14 protein-coding genes are annotated in these 17,291 nt (G+C 48.8%); 10 read left to right on the forward strand and 4 right to left on the reverse strand.

Going from position 1 to position 17,291, the window contains the following annotated elements; genetic code table 11:
• Positions 1–20: 20 nt before the first annotated feature.
• From G499_RS0101745 to G499_RS0101755, 3 genes are all read left to right on the forward strand, one after another.
• Positions 21–1,409: a leucine-rich repeat domain-containing protein gene (locus tag G499_RS0101745; protein WP_026998514.1), complete on the forward strand. Its 1,389-nt coding sequence runs from the start codon at positions 21–23 to the stop codon at positions 1,407–1,409.
• 407 nt (positions 1,410–1,816) lie between these two features.
• Positions 1,817–2,875, forward strand: coding sequence for a coiled-coil domain-containing protein (locus tag G499_RS0101750; RefSeq protein WP_026998515.1), 1,059 nt, complete (start codon positions 1,817–1,819; stop codon positions 2,873–2,875).
• Between the two features lie 56 nt (positions 2,876–2,931).
• Positions 2,932–4,104 (forward strand): coiled-coil domain-containing protein, encoded by a 1,173-nt coding sequence (locus G499_RS0101755; RefSeq protein ID WP_026998516.1) that lies wholly within the window; start codon positions 2,932–2,934, stop codon positions 4,102–4,104.
• 485 nt (positions 4,105–4,589) lie between these two features.
• Here G499_RS0101755 and G499_RS0101765 read toward each other — a convergent pair whose 3' ends face one another.
• A complete protein-coding gene (locus G499_RS0101765; protein ID WP_026998517.1) occupies positions 4,590–6,323 on the reverse strand; it encodes an alpha/beta hydrolase in 1,734 nt (577 codons plus the stop codon).
• Positions 6,324–6,671: 348 nt separating this feature from the next.
• Here G499_RS0101765 and G499_RS0101775 point away from each other — a divergent pair, with 348 nt between their 5' ends.
• The gene (locus G499_RS0101775) at positions 6,672–6,974 is read left to right on the forward strand and encodes a hypothetical protein (RefSeq protein WP_026998518.1); all 303 of its coding nucleotides are present in this window, start codon (positions 6,672–6,674) and stop codon (positions 6,972–6,974) included.
• A 157-nt stretch (positions 6,975–7,131) separates the two neighbouring features.
• Positions 7,132–7,755, forward strand: a complete 624-nt coding sequence (locus G499_RS0101780) for a hypothetical protein (protein ID WP_154658276.1) — start codon at positions 7,132–7,134, stop codon at positions 7,753–7,755.
• Between the two features lie 21 nt (positions 7,756–7,776).
• Here G499_RS0101780 and G499_RS0101785 read toward each other — a convergent pair whose 3' ends face one another.
• A complete protein-coding gene (locus tag G499_RS0101785) occupies positions 7,777–8,739 on the reverse strand; it encodes a hydrogen peroxide-inducible genes activator (protein WP_035726252.1) in 963 nt (320 codons plus the stop codon).
• Between the two features lie 173 nt (positions 8,740–8,912).
• Here G499_RS0101785 and G499_RS0101790 point away from each other — a divergent pair, with 173 nt between their 5' ends.
• From G499_RS0101790 to G499_RS0101810, 5 genes are all read left to right on the forward strand, one after another.
• On the forward strand, positions 8,913–9,395 hold the full coding sequence (locus G499_RS0101790; protein ID WP_026998521.1) for a Dps family protein: 483 nt from the start codon (positions 8,913–8,915) through the stop codon (positions 9,393–9,395).
• Positions 9,396–9,477: 82 nt separating this feature from the next.
• Positions 9,478–9,942 carry a peroxiredoxin gene (locus G499_RS0101795; protein ID WP_026998522.1) on the forward strand — a complete coding sequence of 155 codons (465 nt, stop codon included), beginning with the start codon at positions 9,478–9,480 and terminating at the stop codon, positions 9,940–9,942.
• 98 nt (positions 9,943–10,040) lie between these two features.
• The gene (locus G499_RS0101800; RefSeq protein ID WP_026998523.1) at positions 10,041–10,460 is read left to right on the forward strand and encodes a hypothetical protein; all 420 of its coding nucleotides are present in this window, start codon (positions 10,041–10,043) and stop codon (positions 10,458–10,460) included.
• A gap of 54 nt (positions 10,461–10,514) precedes the next feature.
• Positions 10,515–10,856 carry a hypothetical protein gene (locus tag G499_RS0101805; protein WP_026998524.1) on the forward strand — a complete coding sequence of 114 codons (342 nt, stop codon included), beginning with the start codon at positions 10,515–10,517 and terminating at the stop codon, positions 10,854–10,856.
• A gap of 79 nt (positions 10,857–10,935) precedes the next feature.
• Entirely contained in the window at positions 10,936–12,933 is a 1,998-nt protein-coding gene (locus tag G499_RS0101810; protein ID WP_026998525.1) for a flavohemoglobin expression-modulating QEGLA motif protein, read from the forward strand.
• Between the two features lie 56 nt (positions 12,934–12,989).
• On the opposite strand, the gene G499_RS0101815 is transcribed toward G499_RS0101810, so the two are convergent.
• Positions 12,990–14,618, reverse strand: a complete 1,629-nt coding sequence (locus G499_RS0101815; RefSeq protein WP_026998526.1) for an acyl-CoA carboxylase subunit beta — start codon at positions 14,616–14,618, stop codon at positions 12,990–12,992.
• 739 nt (positions 14,619–15,357) lie between these two features.
• The gene (gene lysS / locus G499_RS0101830) at positions 15,358–17,103 is read right to left on the reverse strand and encodes a lysine--tRNA ligase (protein WP_026998527.1); all 1,746 of its coding nucleotides are present in this window, start codon (positions 17,101–17,103) and stop codon (positions 15,358–15,360) included.
• Positions 17,104–17,291 lie beyond the last annotated feature (188 nt).

Consider the following 17,291-nt stretch of genomic DNA (forward strand, 5'->3'; position numbering starts at 1 on the left):
AATTATAGCGTTGATATTCTATGAGTACTTTCAACAATACGGTATACCTACTTTGTAGCATTTTATTATTGCTCAGTGTAGAGGTATGGGCGCAAGAGCAACAAAGCGCACGGGCTACCACATCCCCATTTGCCGGCACTTACACTACTTCTTTGGAGGATGCGCTGCTCCACCCCAAGCAAATCAAGCACTTAGACCTTAGCGAGCTGCGGCTCAAGACTTTGCCCAACCAAATAGCAACGCTTGAAGCCTTAGAAGTGTTGGATTTGTATGGCAATGAGTTGAGCCAATTGCCTGAAGCCATTGCCCAACTCAGCCAACTGCGTGAAATCAACTTGAGCAATAACCCTCACTTGGATATGGCACAGGCTTTTATTGTGTTGGGGAAAATCCCCTCCCTCAAAAAAGTACACCTAGCCAATAACCAACTCCAAACACTACCCGAAGAGATTGCGCTCTTGGCGAGCCTCGAAACCTTGGATTTGTACCAAAATACGCTCGAATCTCTTCCTAAAGCGCTTTTCCGACTGCCAATGCTCGAAGAGTTGTACTTGCAATCCAATATGCTCCAACAACTTTCGGAGGAGTTTTCGGCCTTGCGTCGCCTACAAGTGCTTGACCTTTCGGGCAACCAACTCCAGCAATTACCCCATAGCCTTGGGATGTTGCCCCAGCTGCGTATGTTGAACCTTAGCCAAAACCAACTGACACGGTTACCAGCTTCACTGACGCAGCTCGCCCAGTTGCGCGAACTGTATTTGGGGCAAAACCACCAATTACAGTGGACACAAGCCTGGGAGGTCATCGTAGGATTACACAATTTACAGACACTTTACCTAGCTAACAATACCCTCGAAGAAGTTCCCATCAATATCCATCAACTCACACAACTGCGCCAGCTGTATCTACATCAAACTCCGCTGCGCCAATTGCCTGAGAGCATCAGCGCCTTGCGTTGGCTACATACCCTCTCGCTAGCCAAAACGCCATTACAGGAGCTCCCTCCTACATTTGGGCGCTTGGCTTCGCTCCAACATCTTTCTCTAAGCCATACCCCCGCCCTCGATAAGCGACATACCCTACAGTTGCTCACCCAACCGGGCAACTTACAGACATTAGACCTCTCTTTTTGTGAAATCACAAGCTTGCCCCTCACTATCGGTGGGCTAAAACAACTCAAAGAGCTGAATCTTGCCAATAACCAGCTTGCTAGCTTGCCTGGTAGTGTCTTTCAGATGACACACCTCCAAAAATTGGAATTGCAAAACAACCAACTTCGACAGATCCCTGAAGACATTTGCCGCCTTACCAACCTCATAGAGCTGCACTTAGGCCAAAACCCTTGGGAGGAACAGTTCCGGAGTAAAATCAAAGAATGGCTGCCGACTACCTCTATACGCTGGTATTGATATAGGCTCGAAAAGCAGCTTGTTTTGGTGGGAAATCCTAAGACCCTGAAATGCGCCGCTCAAGTAAAAAACATTTGTTGAAAAAACACACCGTCTTATCAACCAAACTAGGCCTCAAATGCGATTTTGGGTCAAGATTTATTAGGATGAATTTTCTTGATATACAAGACCCTTTAGCGTCTATATCTCCGAAAAAATCCGCCTTTGGCTGTGTCTTCACAGCCATTAGCGCTTCTTGATGCTCAAGGGTCGATTAGGCATCTACCCATACAGTCCGATACCTTCGAAAGTATCGGATTTTTTTATGGCATCTTGCTCAAAAAATAAGCACTGTACATATAGGCTGCATCCTTGGTCAATACCTTTGAAGTATCAAGATGATGGTCATACCCTAAACGTACAGTTGGATGAAAAAACCACCTCTCCAAGCCAAAGAAGCACTCTTGGATGCTTTTGAGCAACTCAAGCAGGAGCGCCAAGCCAAAGCCCGCCTCGTCCTCACCAAGGAGGAACAAGCTCGTCGCGACGAAGACCGCCAAACTGCCGAAAAGGCCGCCGACTACACCGCCGAGGTGATTCTCAAATCCTTGGCCGAACTACAAGTGGGATTTGTCAATACCACACGCAGCCTCGTAGAACAGCTCGAAGCCGAAGAACAAAAGCTACAGGATTTGGACACAGCCCTGACGGTAGCCTCTCAACAACTCCAAGAGTTGCGCGATACCAAAATTGCTGCTGATGCCCTCCACGTCTTGGAGCTAGAACACAATCTCCAACTCCGAACCCTCGAAGAAGAACAACGCACACGCCTCAAGGCGCTCGAAGAAGAAGCCGAGCAGCTCCGCAATGCTTGGGAAAAACAAGCTACCCAATATGCCAAAGCCAAACAAGCTTGGCAAGAAGAACTCAACCAAAAACGCCAGCGAGAACTGGAAGCACACCAGTATCACTTGGCAAGGCGCTATCAAGAGGAAGCCGATGCTTTTGACGAAAAGAAGAAAAAGCAAGGCCGACTCATTGCCCTACAAGCCGCCCAAAAGCAAAAAGATTGGAACAAACGCCGCCAAAAGTTGGATGAGCTGAAGGCTGATTACGAAAAATATAAAACACGGGTGGATGGATTTGAGGCCGAATTCAAGCAAGAAACGGAAAAAGCCCGCAAAAAAGCCACCGAAGATACGCACAGAGATGCTAAAAATCAGGCTGACCTCGTGCTCAAAGCCGCCGAAGGCCGCAAACAACGGTTCGAAGCCCAAATCGCTGACCTAGAGCAAAAAGTAGAGAAAAACCAACAGTATCTCGAAAAGCTCAATACCGAATTGCGCGAAGCCCTACTGCAAGTACAGCAGCTCTCCGCTCAGGCGCTGAGCCAAACCCGAAGTATTGCCGCTACGACTGTCGCTGCTACGAGCGCTGCCCGCAGCCGAAAAACTGCCAAAGGTGATGACAGCAACGAGGTTTCCTAAATCTGATAAAACAAGGCCAATTTGAGTTCCCTATTCACCTCTCAAAAACAACATCGATGAGCAAAGTAACTCTGAAAAATACCAAGAACGACATTCTTCAGGCATACAATGACCTGATGCGGGAGAAAAACGAGCTGCTCGGCAAGCTCCGAAAGGCCGAAGCAGCGCGCAAAATAGCCGAAACCGTTGCTCCAAAAACGCAAGGTGAAAGCCTGAAGTCTTTTGAAAGCGCAGCCATCAACATTCTAGAGCAAAAGCTCGAAAAGTACCTTGTGTCAGAAACACAGCCTAGCAGCAATGGCAGCTCCCATGACAACGGTCAGGCCCAGATGACACCCAAGACCTTGCAGGGTATCATTCAGACGCTGAGTCAAGTAGGAGAAGGCTTGGGCGTGGCCGTCAGCCAAATCACGGATAAGCTCGCCCTCAAAGCAGATAAACTGGCCGAACTGCGTGCCGAAATCGAAGAGCAACGTACCCAACTCCGGCAGCTCTACCAAGCCGAAGGCCGCGATGGATTGGTAGAAGAGCTTATCGCCTCGTTTGAACAAAAAGAAGAGGCTTTTGCCCTAGAGCTTCGTACCAAAACCCAACTGCTCGACGACCAATGGGAAACACAACAAGATGCATGGCAACAGGAGTACAAAACTCATCAGGAACAAACCCAAGTACAAGCCTATCAAGATGAAACAGACAAGCAACGCGACCTCGAAAAATATGACTACGACCTTCAGCTTGGACGGGAGCTTCAAGAAGACGAATACAGTCAAAAACAACAAGCCCTTCAGAAAAACCTCGACGAGCAGCTGGAACAGGCGCAAGAGGGCTGGGACAAAGAGGAAAAAACAGTGGCCGACCGCGAAGCTGATTTTGAAAAATACAAAAAGGAGTATGAGGAAGTCTCCGATAAGCTCAACAGCGCTCTCAAAAAGGCTGAGGCCGAAGGCAAAGCCATCGCCGAGAAGGATGCGCGTGTTAAGGCTGAGCTATTGGCCAAAGAAGTAGAAGCCCAAGAGAGCATCTACCAGCTCAAGGTCGATAACTTGCAGCAAACTCTGACTGTTCAGCAGAGCCAAATCGACCGACTGAACGCCCGCCTCGAAACCACCATGGCTCAGGTACAGTCCTTGGCTATCAAGGCCATAGATGGCAGCGCCCAACAACAGACCTTGCAGTCGATTACTCAACTACTGGGAGACCAGCTCAAAGCTCAGCCCAAGGGCAAATAAAACCGGCAGCCCTCAACCTCCCAACCCCTCAGTCAAGCTTGGCTGAGGGGTATAAGGCATATACAGCAGCTATAGGAACAACAAAACGAGCGAAGATATAGACAAAGTCAATGAATGTATCTAAAAAATCAATACAATCTTGTATGATTATAATCACCAATAAATTGTGGGAAAAACAGCAAAATTTGTGAAACACAAGCAGTAGAAAATGGCTCTATCATAAATTTGGCTCAAATCTACCACTAATCACTAAAGAGGTTTTCGAGAACCTGATTGCCAAAATCACGGAAGCGCCTAGAAAGTCTACAAAAGCTTGGTTTTGATTACCCTAACTAATACTGAAAAACAATGGAAATCACCCCGAAACCATTTACCCTATGTCTGAGACAAGCCGAGGTCTTATTGGGGAATCAAATGAGCCTTAACCCATCGTTTTAAGGGTGGGGTTTAGGAAAATATCCTGTGGTGTGTTTCAACGTCCTTGGCTAATAGCGCCAGCTTTTGAGGTCTGCGCCTTTGGGGGCGCTTTGTTCGATGCGCTCCAAGATGCGCTTGACATACATGGTGTGATAGCGCAAACGAGAGATATAGTTGGGCTGACTATGGTCGCCGTTCCAGCAGTGTTCGGCGCGGTCGCCATAATCTACCAAACCTTCATAAGGCGGGTTGCTGGTTTTTTTGAGAAATTCTTCTGCCAAATACACCGCATTGTTGAGGTAGAAATTGTCCATATCGCCACAATAAAGGTGTATTTTGCCTCTTAGCTTCGTCCCCAAGGTAGCCCAATCACGCTCCATAATATGCCTTAGGTCGTAGTTTTCGCGCCAATATTCGGCTACCGACCGGTCGATGTCGCCGGTGTATTTGTCCCAAATAGGTTTGGGATAGCCATCATCTCCTACCGGCGAGTAAACCGCCTGCCAGATATCCCATTGGTCGCCGGAGCGGCTTCGATTGCCCAAGGCCAGCTCGCGGTAGTTCATCTCTTGTAGCGTAGCCTCGATTTGCCCCAAATAATTGCGCTTTCCGGGGCGTGGAGTTTGTTTGAAGGCGCTTTCGTAGAAGTAGGCATTTTTGTCTTTGTAAATATCGACCGTCGTGTAGGCGCGGAAGTCGATAGGGTCAGGGCAGGCTGCAAAACAACCATTGAACTCATCGGGGTAGAGCACCTGCACGGCGAGCGCTTCCCAGCCACCGGTAGAGCCACCATAGGTAAAGCGTGCCCAGCCCTCGCCTATACCTCGGAAACGCTGCTCGATATGTGGAATCAGCTCATACATAATCGCATCGCCATAGGGGCCGATGTTGGCCGAATTGACCGCATACGAATCGTCATAAAAAGGGTTGGCGTGTTGGACTTCGATGATGATAAAGCGGGGAAAGTCAGCACTTGTCCAAGTTTTGTAAAACTGGTAGGCCTCTTCTTGGATGATTTTGTTGTATCCATAAATGCCAAAGCGTTCGCTATAGTCGGTGGTGTCCATATCCGCAGGAGGCGGCGTTTCGCGGAAGCCTTCAAACTTTGCCGAGAAGTGGCCGTGATTGACAATGAGCGGGTAGCGCGCTTCGGGGTGTTGGTCGAAGCCTTCGGGCAGCAGCACGTGTGCGCCCAGATACATATCGCGCCCCCAGAATTTGGAGAGCAGCTCGCTGCGGATGCGTATGTGTTTGATATAGCGGGTTTCTTCAGGGTCACGGATGGGTGGGTTGATTTGGTCTAGCACTAGCTTGACGACCTGCGCCTTGTTGGCTTCAATGGTTATGCGCATTGGCTTGCTGTACCAATTGCCGGGGGCGATGCGGAAGTTTTGCCCCTCACCCCTGTCCATGGGTAGTTTGATGGTGTGCCCGTCGGCGCGGCGAAAGGTCTCATAATGGTGCAACATCGCCTGTACATAATAGGTACCTGCGGGCAAAGCGCTGAGCGCTTCGATAGGGTAGCCGAAGCTGTTGTCGCTGTGTACACTGAAGGCTTTGGCCGAAGGCCAGTCTTCTACATCAGCCCCAAAGAGCAGCTGGGTATCCGGGCCATCCTTGACTAAGAACCGTGGCTCGGCACCGTCTTGGGTGGACAGAAACACCATCGCACGGCCATCGAGCAGCGCATTGTTTTGAGCTTGAGGAAATTGCAGCTCAAACGATACCTTGGCCGTTTGGGCCTGTAGCCCAAGCGCATAAAGCCAGTAAAAGCATAGTAAGTAGGTAAAAATTTGGTTCATATAAGAGGAGGGTTTGAGGAGGTTTTTGGGCAAAATAGCCGCTAATGCTGGCTTAAATTATCAAATTCTCTCCACAATGCGCTGTTAGGCCTGTGTTTTTTGCCTAGTATGGGCACAAAAACACGCTTGGTTTTGGGTAGTTTGATAGCAAAGCAAGAAGGGGGCAAAGGTCTTGTGTATCGTTTGGTTACACGCCACTGGATATTTTTGGAAAAGTAGCTCGGAGCTCCAGCTCCAAGATAAGTTGCAGCCTTATTTTTGGGACAAAATGGATTTGAAAAATGTCCGGTGGCTCCTATATTTCCCAAATTCCAAACTAATTCCGATTGGATATAAAATCACATACTTATGCCAAAAAAATATGCTTTGTTAGCAGTTCATCTTTTCTTCTTTTGCACAAGCTATGCCCAAGTGCCCAACCAAGACTCACTCTTGATAGCAGAGCAGTTTGAAGAAATACGCTTTTCAAAATTGCGCAGGCAAGAACCCGGCAGCGGAAAGTACCCATCCGAGGAAGAGTTGTACTTTGCCTCTTTAGACAGTGCAGGGCAGATGACAGCACTGAGCGTATTGGAAAATTATATGCTAAATGATACCGTGCGCGTTATTCGTAACGCTGCACAGGATATACTTAACGGAGTAATAATATGACCCCAAATCCCCCCTCTACCAAAAACAACATGTAACTTATACCTTAGTCAAATGGCGAGCAGGACTTATTGGTAATAAACCCAATAAGCGGGCTTTAAACCCTCTCAGATTTGAGTCACGAAGGGAGTATTTTAGCCCCAAGGCAAGGGACTTGTTTATGCAGACGATGTTTGCCGATGCTCCTGATTTGAGCGAGACAGAACTTTCTTTAATCGCTTTTTTAGATTTGGATACCCTCAAGCCCCAACTTTGGGAAGCTGCCGCACATTATCGAGAACTCTATGGGGGTAAAAACTACTCTCGCTCATTTGACCCAAGAACAACTTTTCATATCCCTGATATGTATGCCTTGATGGCTTTGGGCAGGTTGGGCGACAAACAAGCCATAGAAACATTGCTGAGTTCCGTAACAGACAGTATTAAGCGTTTAGACGACATGGGTGGGCCGGACGTTTATCTTTATACCATTTTTGAAACTCTGACTTTTATGCCTTGCCAAGAGTTGGTAGATTTTTTTGCAGCACAGCTCGATAAGAAAATTCAAATCCGTAACGAGTACAATTTGTATTTCCCCTCAGCGTATTTTGTTACTTACAGCTACTTGGCGGTTTTGATAGAAGATTTTCCGAACAGCCGAAAGTTTATAACTGCTGCTGAATTTAGCAAAGAACATGACAAACAAATTGACGCTTATATCGAGCATTGTAAAGAGTTTTTGAAAACAGAGAGAGGGAAATACAAAATTGTTACAGACCGATTACAATTGAGGAGAGGGTATTGAGGGTTGGTTATAAACAAATGCTTAAGCCCACTGCACGACCTGCCCACGGGCTGCGGGATGCATATACTCCGGCACTGCCTGTCGGACGGCCTCATAGAGTGCTTCGGTGAGTTTGCGCTTGACGGCATCGCGCAGGGTAACGAGGCTCACCTCGCGCAGGGGCATCTCTCCGGCAAAGGCTCGTACTTGTGGTAGTGCCTCTTCTGTTTGGAGTGTGGCCAGCTCGGGTAGCAGGGTGTATCCGCCCTCGGCATCGACCATTCGGCGCAGGGTTTCGAGCGAATTGCTCTGATAGTCAAACGAGAGCCTTTGTGTAGCCGTTACTTGTTGCCTTTTGGGGGCGCAGAGGTTGATCATCTGGCTTCGGAAGCAGTGCCCTTCGTTGAGCAGCCAGAGTTGTTCTAGGTCTATGGTCTCTAGCGCAACGGTTTCTTGTGCACGCAGCGGATGCCTAGGGTGTAAGTAGAGCAAGATACCTTCATAAAATACCGGCCTCACCCGAAGTCCCGGCTCTTTGAGTGGGCTGACAAGCAGGCCGACATCAATGCTGTCGTTTTGTAATGCACGGATGATGTCGTGTGTTTGAAGTTCTTGGATATGCAGCTGTACCTCTGGGTATTGTCGGATAAAATTACCCACAAACCGGGGCAATAAGTAGGGGGCTAGGGTTGGAATAATTCCCACGCGCAGTTGCCCCTTCGTTTCTTGACGGTATTGTTGGAGCAGTTCGTCGATACGCTTGGCCTCGCGCAAAATCACACGGGCTTGGGCGATGATTTCTTCGCCGATATCTGTAGGGACGATAGGCTGCTTGCTGCGGTCAAAAATCGTAACCCCTAGGCTTTCTTCCAGCTTTTTGACTTGCATACTGAGCGTAGGTTGGGTTACGAAACATTTTTCGGAGGCGGTTACAAAATGCCGGTAGGTATCTAGGGCAATGATATACTCTAGTTGTATGAGTGTGAATTGGGCAGAAGTGAGCATATGTTTCAAGCTTTAGCTGGCAAATATAATCAAAATCTATTTTTTTATAATAACTATCGATTTTTATTATATCTTAATTTGTGCTACCTTTGTAGTGTTAATCAAGCAAGTGTATGCCTCCTCAGGAGCGAAACATCTTGCCTATCAATATCACTAAACAAACGTCTAATTTTATGAACACAAGCAAAAATATCAACCACATTGGTCTTAACCCCGAAAAAGCAAGCAAATTAGCTGAAGGTCTCAACCAACTTTTGGCCAATATGCAGATATACTATCAGAATTTGCGTGGCTTACATTGGAATATCAAAGGAGAGCATTTTTTTCAACTCCACACTAAGTTTGAAGAGCTGTATACCGATACACAGCTAAAAATCGATGAGACCGCTGAGCGTATCTTGACCTTGAGTGCGCGCCCTGTCCATACTTTCGAGGCATACCTATCGCTCAACCGTTTGCGTATTGGCAAAGACATCAGCGAAGCGCGAGAAGCGGTGGACTTGGTAGTAGAAAATCTGTCGGCTTTGTTGGAGCTAGAACGTAGCTTGCTCGAAGAAGCCCAAGCCTTGAGCGATGAGGGAACAACGGCGATGTTGAGCGACTATATTAGGGAACAAGAAAAGGTCTCGTGGATGTTGGCTTCTTGGCTACAATAGTCTTTGGTGCGATTGGTTGGCATCACCGTTTCATTTTTCAATAGCTTTTTTTATCACACAGATACTTAACACTTCCCAAACTATGGCACTCACCATCAACACTCCCGCCCCTGATTTTAGGCTGCCTTCTACTGCCGGCAGCGACTTCCAGCTCTCAGAAGCCCTACGGGGCAAGGCTCTGATTCTATATTTTTACCCCAAAGACTTTACGCCTTTGTGTACGGTAGAAACCTGTATTTTTCGTGATACCTTCGAGTTTTTCAACAATCTCGGAGTGGCTGTCGTGGGTATCAGTACGGACGATTTGGAGACTCACCATCGTTTTATCGAAGCCCACAACATCCCCTTTCCGCTCTTGGCCGACGTAGACGGTCGGGTAGCCAGCAGCTACGATGCGTTTGACCCCCTCATCAAGTTCACCCGCCGCATTACCTATCTAATCGACGGGCAGGGAATGATTCGCGCTGTCTATGCCAATGTCTTCAAAGATGAAAAAGATTTGCGCAAAATGATCGAAAGCCTCCAAAAAGAGTCACAAGCTTTGTAAAAAATCACAAGTAATTCTCCCCCCTGAGCCGGTGTGCAAATAGAGTGCGCACCGGCTCTTTAGTTTTGTACCAATGGTTGAACAAAACTACTCATCAAATGCAAACTCAAAACACTCCTCCTGTTGATTTAAAACTAGATAAAGGCTATTTGTGGCTGGACAATCAGCGTATCTTACTAGCAGACTTGGACTCGGTGGAGTACAATGTGGTTCGGAGCACCAACTACCCGGCTATCGTACTGATTATCCTAGGGCTGATAGGCGTATTGCTCAATCCCTTGCTTGGGGTGAGTCTGTTTTTTATAGGCCTAGGCTGGGCAGGCAATGCGGCAACCCGGCACCAGTTGGTGTTGTGCCTACGCAATGGAACACTATACACTTGGGCACACCCCCAATACGCCACCGTGCGCGAATGGATGCTCAAAATACAGCAAGCACGCCGCCAAGTTATTTTCCAGCAGCCATTGCCCGAGCAGCGCTCACAGGTACAAAATTGGGCGCAATTTTTGACTCACTAACCTTGCCTCCCCTCAAGGCACGTGCGTCGTAGTATTGACTTAGACTGTGCGGATATGAACACACACGATACCCTCTCCCGCAGTGGGGTAGCCGAACAACTACTCTATACCCTCTGCCGCCAAAAATTTTTGACTGCCTACACCGAGCAGAGTACCGAACAGGCCTTCATACAGGCCTTAGGGCAGTGTGAAACACCCAAAGCCTTGCTTGATAAGATTGAATGTGACAAGACCTTGGCGGCATTGCCTCCACACCTCAAGTCTTTGGTTTATGAGCGGCTGCTCACCCTTGACCCTTCTCCCATTCATCGCCGCAATTATGCTTATCACTTGCTCTTTTTTGGCACTGCCGAAGAGCAGCATAAGGCCTACTTGTGGCTGAGGCAGGTGTTGTAGCTAATAACCATATCCAAACCACCGGGATTTACGTTTTTATTGCTACTTTTCAGCATCCAACGTAACACCCCCCGCTTCTATGGAACTACTGCCCATTGATGAAATACTGGCACGCATTGCCGCCGAAGAACCTATGGAGGTCAGTGATGAGCTTCAGACCTTTACCCTCAAAATAGAAGAGTATGCGCCCTTTGTCTGTGTGGCGTTGCACGCAGGGCAAGGGATGCACCCCTCGCTCGAAAAAGCTTTTATGCTCGAAGAAGCCGTTCGCAATCAGGCGCAGGCTCCGCATACGGCCACATTTGTTGCCTCGCTTCCCATCAGTATTGTAGGGCGGGTATCGCTTTTTGAGTGCAACCTTGACCTGCCACCTGAGTATGCCTTGCTCCAAAAATACCGAGAACAGGCCGTGTGGCATCCTGCCCCCAATAAGCACACACAAGAGCGCACATTGCTGCGGCATAATGGATTTTATAGGGTCTTGCAAGCCCTCGTACAAAAGCTGGAGCAGAAGTTCAAGGCCTGTTTGGTCTATGACTTTCAGGCCTATACCTATCAACACTTGCCCACCGAACCGCCATTGTTTGATATAGGGGCTAGTCCTAAGCTGCAGAAAAAATTTGCCAAGTTTATTGCCCACTGGTACGAGGAGCTGGCCGGCATCGAAGGGCGTAATTTTCAGGCCGGAGCAGCCATCAATCAGCGGTTCAAAGGGGAGGGGTATCTACAGCAGTATCTCTTACAACACTTCCACAAGACCTTGGTGCTCTCTACACACCTCAAAAAGGTATACAGCAACCCCGACACTAGCCAGCCCTACCCGCTAGTGATCGAGGAGCTGACCAAGGCGCTCAAAGGGGCTATTGTCAATAATGCGTCGTTTTTTGTGCGCAAACAAACCAGTCTCAAAATCACCAAAAAGAGCTCCTTGCTTTCATCGGAGATGGATAGCGCTATTCTGAAAGTGGATGAGGCTTTGCTGAAATTAGTCAAGAACTTTGAGGTCTTGGCCTATGTCAACCCAATGAATACAGAAACAGAGAAAAAGCGGTTTTTTGCCTCTAAGTTTAAACGTGACCCTGAGTTTCGCTATCGGCCTATTGTGATCAATCCGTATGAGCTAAAGCGGCAGTTTTATCAGCTGCCCGTGCAAAATATCTCGGATGTCAGCATCCGACAGCTCTACATCGATGTAATCAACGCCTATGCCGACAAGGTGGATCTGCTTTCGTCTTTGGGAACACCACGGTTTTTGTACAACTGCCTGCGCTATTTTGGGGAGCCTGACGAGCATACGCTCAACAACGCCTATTTTCTTCTTTATGCACCCGATATTCGAGACGCGGAAGATGAAGAGGTGGTGCCTGCCGAAGAAGCCAAGCATATTTTTATGGAAAGCGCCAAAGACTACAACTTCGATTTCAGCATCCGCATCTCAGACCAACTATCGGCCAAGGCCGAGGTGAATAGCAGCAAGAAACTACTACTGCTCAAAAAGGGGATTGTATTCTCGAAGCGTAACCTCCGTGCACTCGTACACCACGAGATAGGCGTACATATGGTTACGACGATGAACGCCCGCGAGCAACCGCTGTCTATCTTCCGCATCGGCCTGCCTGTCAATACCCAAACACAAGAGGGCTTGGCGATTTTGAGCGAATACCTCTCCGACAATCTCAGCACCATTCGGCTCAAGGAGCTGGCGCTGAGGGTAGTGGCTATCTCGCTGATGATCAGAGGATTTAGTTTCAAAGAAACTTTCTTGCGCCTCCACGAAGAGCACAAAATGGAAGCCGACAAGGCCTATTATCTTACCACGAGGGTATATCGGGGGGGAGGATTTACCAAAGACTACCTCTATCTCAAAGGCTTTAAAGAGTTGTTGAATCATTTTGAAGCAGGCAAGTCGCTAGATAACTTGCTGGTAGGCAAGACCAATATCCGCTATATCGAGACCATCAACGAAATGGTCGAGCGCCAACTTATTTTGCCTCCTACTTACAAAACCCTGCCTTTTGTAACACCCCAAAAACCCGAAAACCCCGTACTCAATTACTTGGTCGGAGCCTTACAATAAACAGAATGAACCCACGGTGAAACCGTGGGTTTTTAGTCAATACAGTGTTGTAGGGCTTATGTTTGAATAACGCCTACATTGAACTGCTCTGTGATGGGGGCGTGATTGGCTGCTTCTATCCCTGTAGCAATGACGCGGCGGGTTTCGAGAGGGTCTATGATGCCATCTACCCAAAGGCGTGCAGCAGCATAGTAGGGGCTGAGTTGCTCTTGGTAGCGCTGTGTGATTTCGTCAAGCAGTTGTTTTTCGGCTTCAGGGTTAAGGGTTTCGCCCTTGGCTTTCTGCCCGGCTACCTGTATCTGGAGTAGGGTTTTGGCTGCCGAAGCGCCACTCATTACAGCCATTTGAGCCGTAGGCCAAGCATAAATCAGGCGGGGGTCATAAGCTTTGCCACACATGGCATAGTTGCCTGCTCCATACGAGTTGCCCACCACAATGGTAAATTTGGGGACGACAGAGTTGGCCATCGCGCTGACCATCTTCGCCCCGTCTTTGATGATACCGCCCTGCTCGGAGCGGCTACCGACCATAAAGCCCGTAACGTCTTGCAAAAACACCAAGGGTATTTTTTGTTGGTTGCAGAGCATGATAAACCGGGCTGCCTTGTCAGCCGAATCAGAGTAAATTACACCGCCCATCTGCATTTCTCCTTTTTTGGACTTGACCACTGTCCGTTGGTTGGCCACAATCCCCACGGCCCAGCCCTCGATGCGAGCGCGTACACAGAGGATGGTTTGCCCATAGCCTGCCTTATATTCTTCAAACTCGGAATTGTCTACCAAGCGTTTGATGATTTCGCGCATTTCGTAGGGCTTCACGCGGTCGTCGGGTAGGATGCCATAAATATCCGCAGGATTGGCCGCAGGGGGCTGCGGGGCAACGCGATTGAACCCAGCCTTGGGGTTTTCGCCCAGTTTGTCAAATATTTTTTTGATGGCATCGAGGCAGCTCTTATCATCAGGATACTTATTGTCCGTTACGCCCGAGATTTCAGATTGGGTGGTAGCTCCGCCCAGTGTTTCGGCATCTACCTCTTCGCCAATAGAGGCTTTGACAAGATAAGGGCCTGCCAAAAAAATGGAGCCTGTTCCTTCGACAATCAGTGCTTCATCTGACATAATGGGTAGGTATGCCCCGCCGGCCACACAGCTGCCCATAATGGCGGCTACTTGTACAATACCCTTGGCCGACATCTGGGCGTTGTTACGAAACATTCGCCCGAAGTGCTCTTTATCTGCAAAAACCTCGGCCTGTAGCGGGAGGTATACCCCGGCGCTATCTACAAGGTAGATAATAGGTAGGCGGTTTTCGATAGCTACTTCTTGGGCGCGTAGGTTTTTTTTGGCTGTAATCGGAAACCAAGCTCCAGCCTTCACTGTCGCATCATTGGCCAGTACCACACACGTTCTCCCGCTGACCTTGGTGATGCCGGCAATCACGCCCCCGGCGGGCACATCTCCTTCGTCGGGGTACATCTTTTCGCCGGCAAAAGCGCCAATCTCTAAAAAATCGCTTCCCTCATCCCGTAGGTAGTCAATACGCTCTCGGGCGGTGAGTTTGCCCTTGGCGTGTTGTTGGGCTATTTTTTTTTCGCCCCCGCCAAGCGCTACTTGTTTGAATTTTTGGCGCAACTGAAAGACCAGTTGTTTGTTAGCATCTTCGTTTTTGTTGAATGTTATGTCCATCGTATCTTGTGGTTCAAATGAGCAGGAGAGGCCAAAGCCCCTCCGATTGATGGCACAAGTCTACATAAAAAAGCTAACATTTAAAAAAGAAAAAGTCCAAAATCAGCACCAGCCTCTTACCCTCCCCAATGACAAAAAAGCCACCTTTTGAGAGGTGACTATTCTAGAACTGGATTGGTACAAAACAGTGTGAGAACTTGTTATCTGGAGAAAGTAGCCTTTTTTGCTTGGATTTTCTGGATACGTTGCGCTTGCTTGTCACAAATCTGTTGGTAGTTTTGGAGTACTTCAGGGAGCGCAGAGTTTAAGTTTTTGCTATTGATGACACGAACCATAACATTGAGGAGCTAAGATGTAGGTGTGTAATTTCTAATTCAATATTGAACAAACAAAATCTATGCAATAGTTCCTATTAATCGGCTAAAATTTCACATAAATTGATTTTTGTAGATTTTTAGCAATACAATCTCTACAAAAACCAAAGAAGTAAAGAGTGGTTATCTGCTACTGAACATTCTTGGAAAGGTGGCTCGGTGCTCCAGCTCCGAGACAAGCTGAGGCCCTATTTTTGGGGGTAAAATGAGACTTAACCCGTAGTTTTAACTAGTATAGGGTTTGGAAAATGTCTAGTGGCGTGGAATAGCCCCTAATCTGTCGGCACACAAAAAATCCCCCAAGGCAATCGAGCCTTGAGGGATGGTAGGTTGTTATAGATCAAGCCCTGCGCTGTGTCGAGGGGCTATGCCTGTAGCCAAGCAGCGACCTCTTCTTTGCTGGGGTTTTGTACATCGTTGAGTTTGAGTTTTTTGCGCATTCCACATACCTCTTGGTGGAGCTTGTTGGGGTCTTGTTTGCGCAACTCCTCGATGGTCAGGAGTTTAAGTTTTTGCAGAATGGGGACTAACTCTTCACGCACGCCGACGGCCACATAGTCTTCGACTTTGGCAACGCTGGCAAACTTCTCAGGGCGCATTTGTGGGAAGAAGAGCACTTCTTGGATAGAGGCCTGATTGGTCATAAACATCGTCAGACGGTCGATACCAATCCCAATCCCTGAGGTAGGGGGCATACCGTATTCGAGGGCGCGCAGGAAGTCCTGGTCGATAAACATCGCCTCATCATCGCCTCGGTCTTGGAGCTTGAGTTGTTCTTCGAAACGGGCGCGTTGGTCGATGGGGTCGTTGAGTTCGGTGTAGGCATTGGCCAGCTCCTTCCCGTTGACCATCAGCTCGAAGCGTTCGGTGAGGTCGGGGTTGTCGCGGTGGCGTTTGCAGAGCGGCGACATTTCGATGGGGTAATCGATGATGAAGGTAGGCTGGATAAAATGAGGCTCGCACTTTTCGCCAAAGATGGCATCTATCAGTTTGCCTTTGCCCATTGTATCGTCTACTTCGATTTGGAGTTGCTGGCAAGTTTGGCGCAGCTGGGTTTCGTCCATCTGGCTGATGTCGATGCCGGTATATTCCTTGATGGCATCATACATAGACACGCGGCGGTAGGGACGTTGATAGTTGATGACCTTGTCGCCGAGCTGTACTTCGGTAGTGCCGTGTACGGCCAAGGCCACTGTTTCGAGTAGCTCTTCGGTGAGCTCCATCATCCAGCGGTAGTCTTTGTAGGCTACATATAGCTCCATGACAGTAAACTCGGGGTTGTGGGTGCGGTCCATCCCTTCGTTGCGGAAGTTGCGCGAAAATTCATACACCGCATCCAATCCGCCTACGATAAGGCGCTTGAGGTACAGCTCGTTGGCGATACGCAGGTAGAGGGGCATATCGAGCGTGTTGTGGTGGGTGATAAAGGGGCGGGCGCTGGCTCCTCCGGGAATGGGCTGCAAGACGGGCGTATCGACTTCGAGGTAGCCGCGCTCATCGAAAAAGCGGCGCATGGCCTGCATAATCTTGGTACGCTTCAGGAATACCTCTTTGACCTGTGGGTTTACGACCAAGTCGGCGTAGCGCTGGCGATAGCGTAGCTCAGGGTCGGTGAAGGCATCATATACATTGCCGTCTTTGTCAGTTCGGGGCAGGGGTAAGGGGCGCAAAGACTTGCTCAGCAGGTGTAGCTCGCGGACGTGTAGGGTCAACTCGCCCATTTGTGTTTTGAACATAAACCCACGCACGCCGATAAAGTCGCCAAGGTCGAGCAGTTTTTTGAAAACGGTGTTGTACAGCTCTTTGTCTTCGCCGGGGCAGATTTCGTCGCGGTTGACATAAATCTGGATGCGCCCTTGGGCATCTTGCAACTCTGCAAAAGAAGCCTTGCCCTGAATACGGAAGCTCATCAGCCTACCGGCCATACACACCTCTTGGTACTGAGGGTCTTGGCTCTGCTCGCCGGGCTGGAGCTGTGGCTCAAGGGCCTGTTTGAGGTCTTGGCTAAGGGCTGATACGGGATAAAGCGCTGCCGGGTAGGGTTCGATGCCTAGGGCGCGGAGTTGTTCGAGTTTTTCGCGTCGGACGATTTCTTGTTCGCTGAGCAACATTTTTTATTGAGTATGAAGTAGGACGGATGAACTATGAAATGCGTTTGTACCAGAGGGGGCTTGTGTGGGGTGGGCTACACAGTTGTATGCAAAAGCCTAGGGGTGTGCGCCCCCTATGCGTGCGCAAGCGGCTTAGGGACATCCGAGCACGAGAGTGCGAAGGATGCAGGCGCTAGCCCTGCCAAGTA

The organism is Eisenibacter elegans DSM 3317 (assembly GCF_000430505.1).
GTDB lineage: Bacteria > Bacteroidota > Bacteroidia > Cytophagales > Microscillaceae > Eisenibacter > Eisenibacter elegans.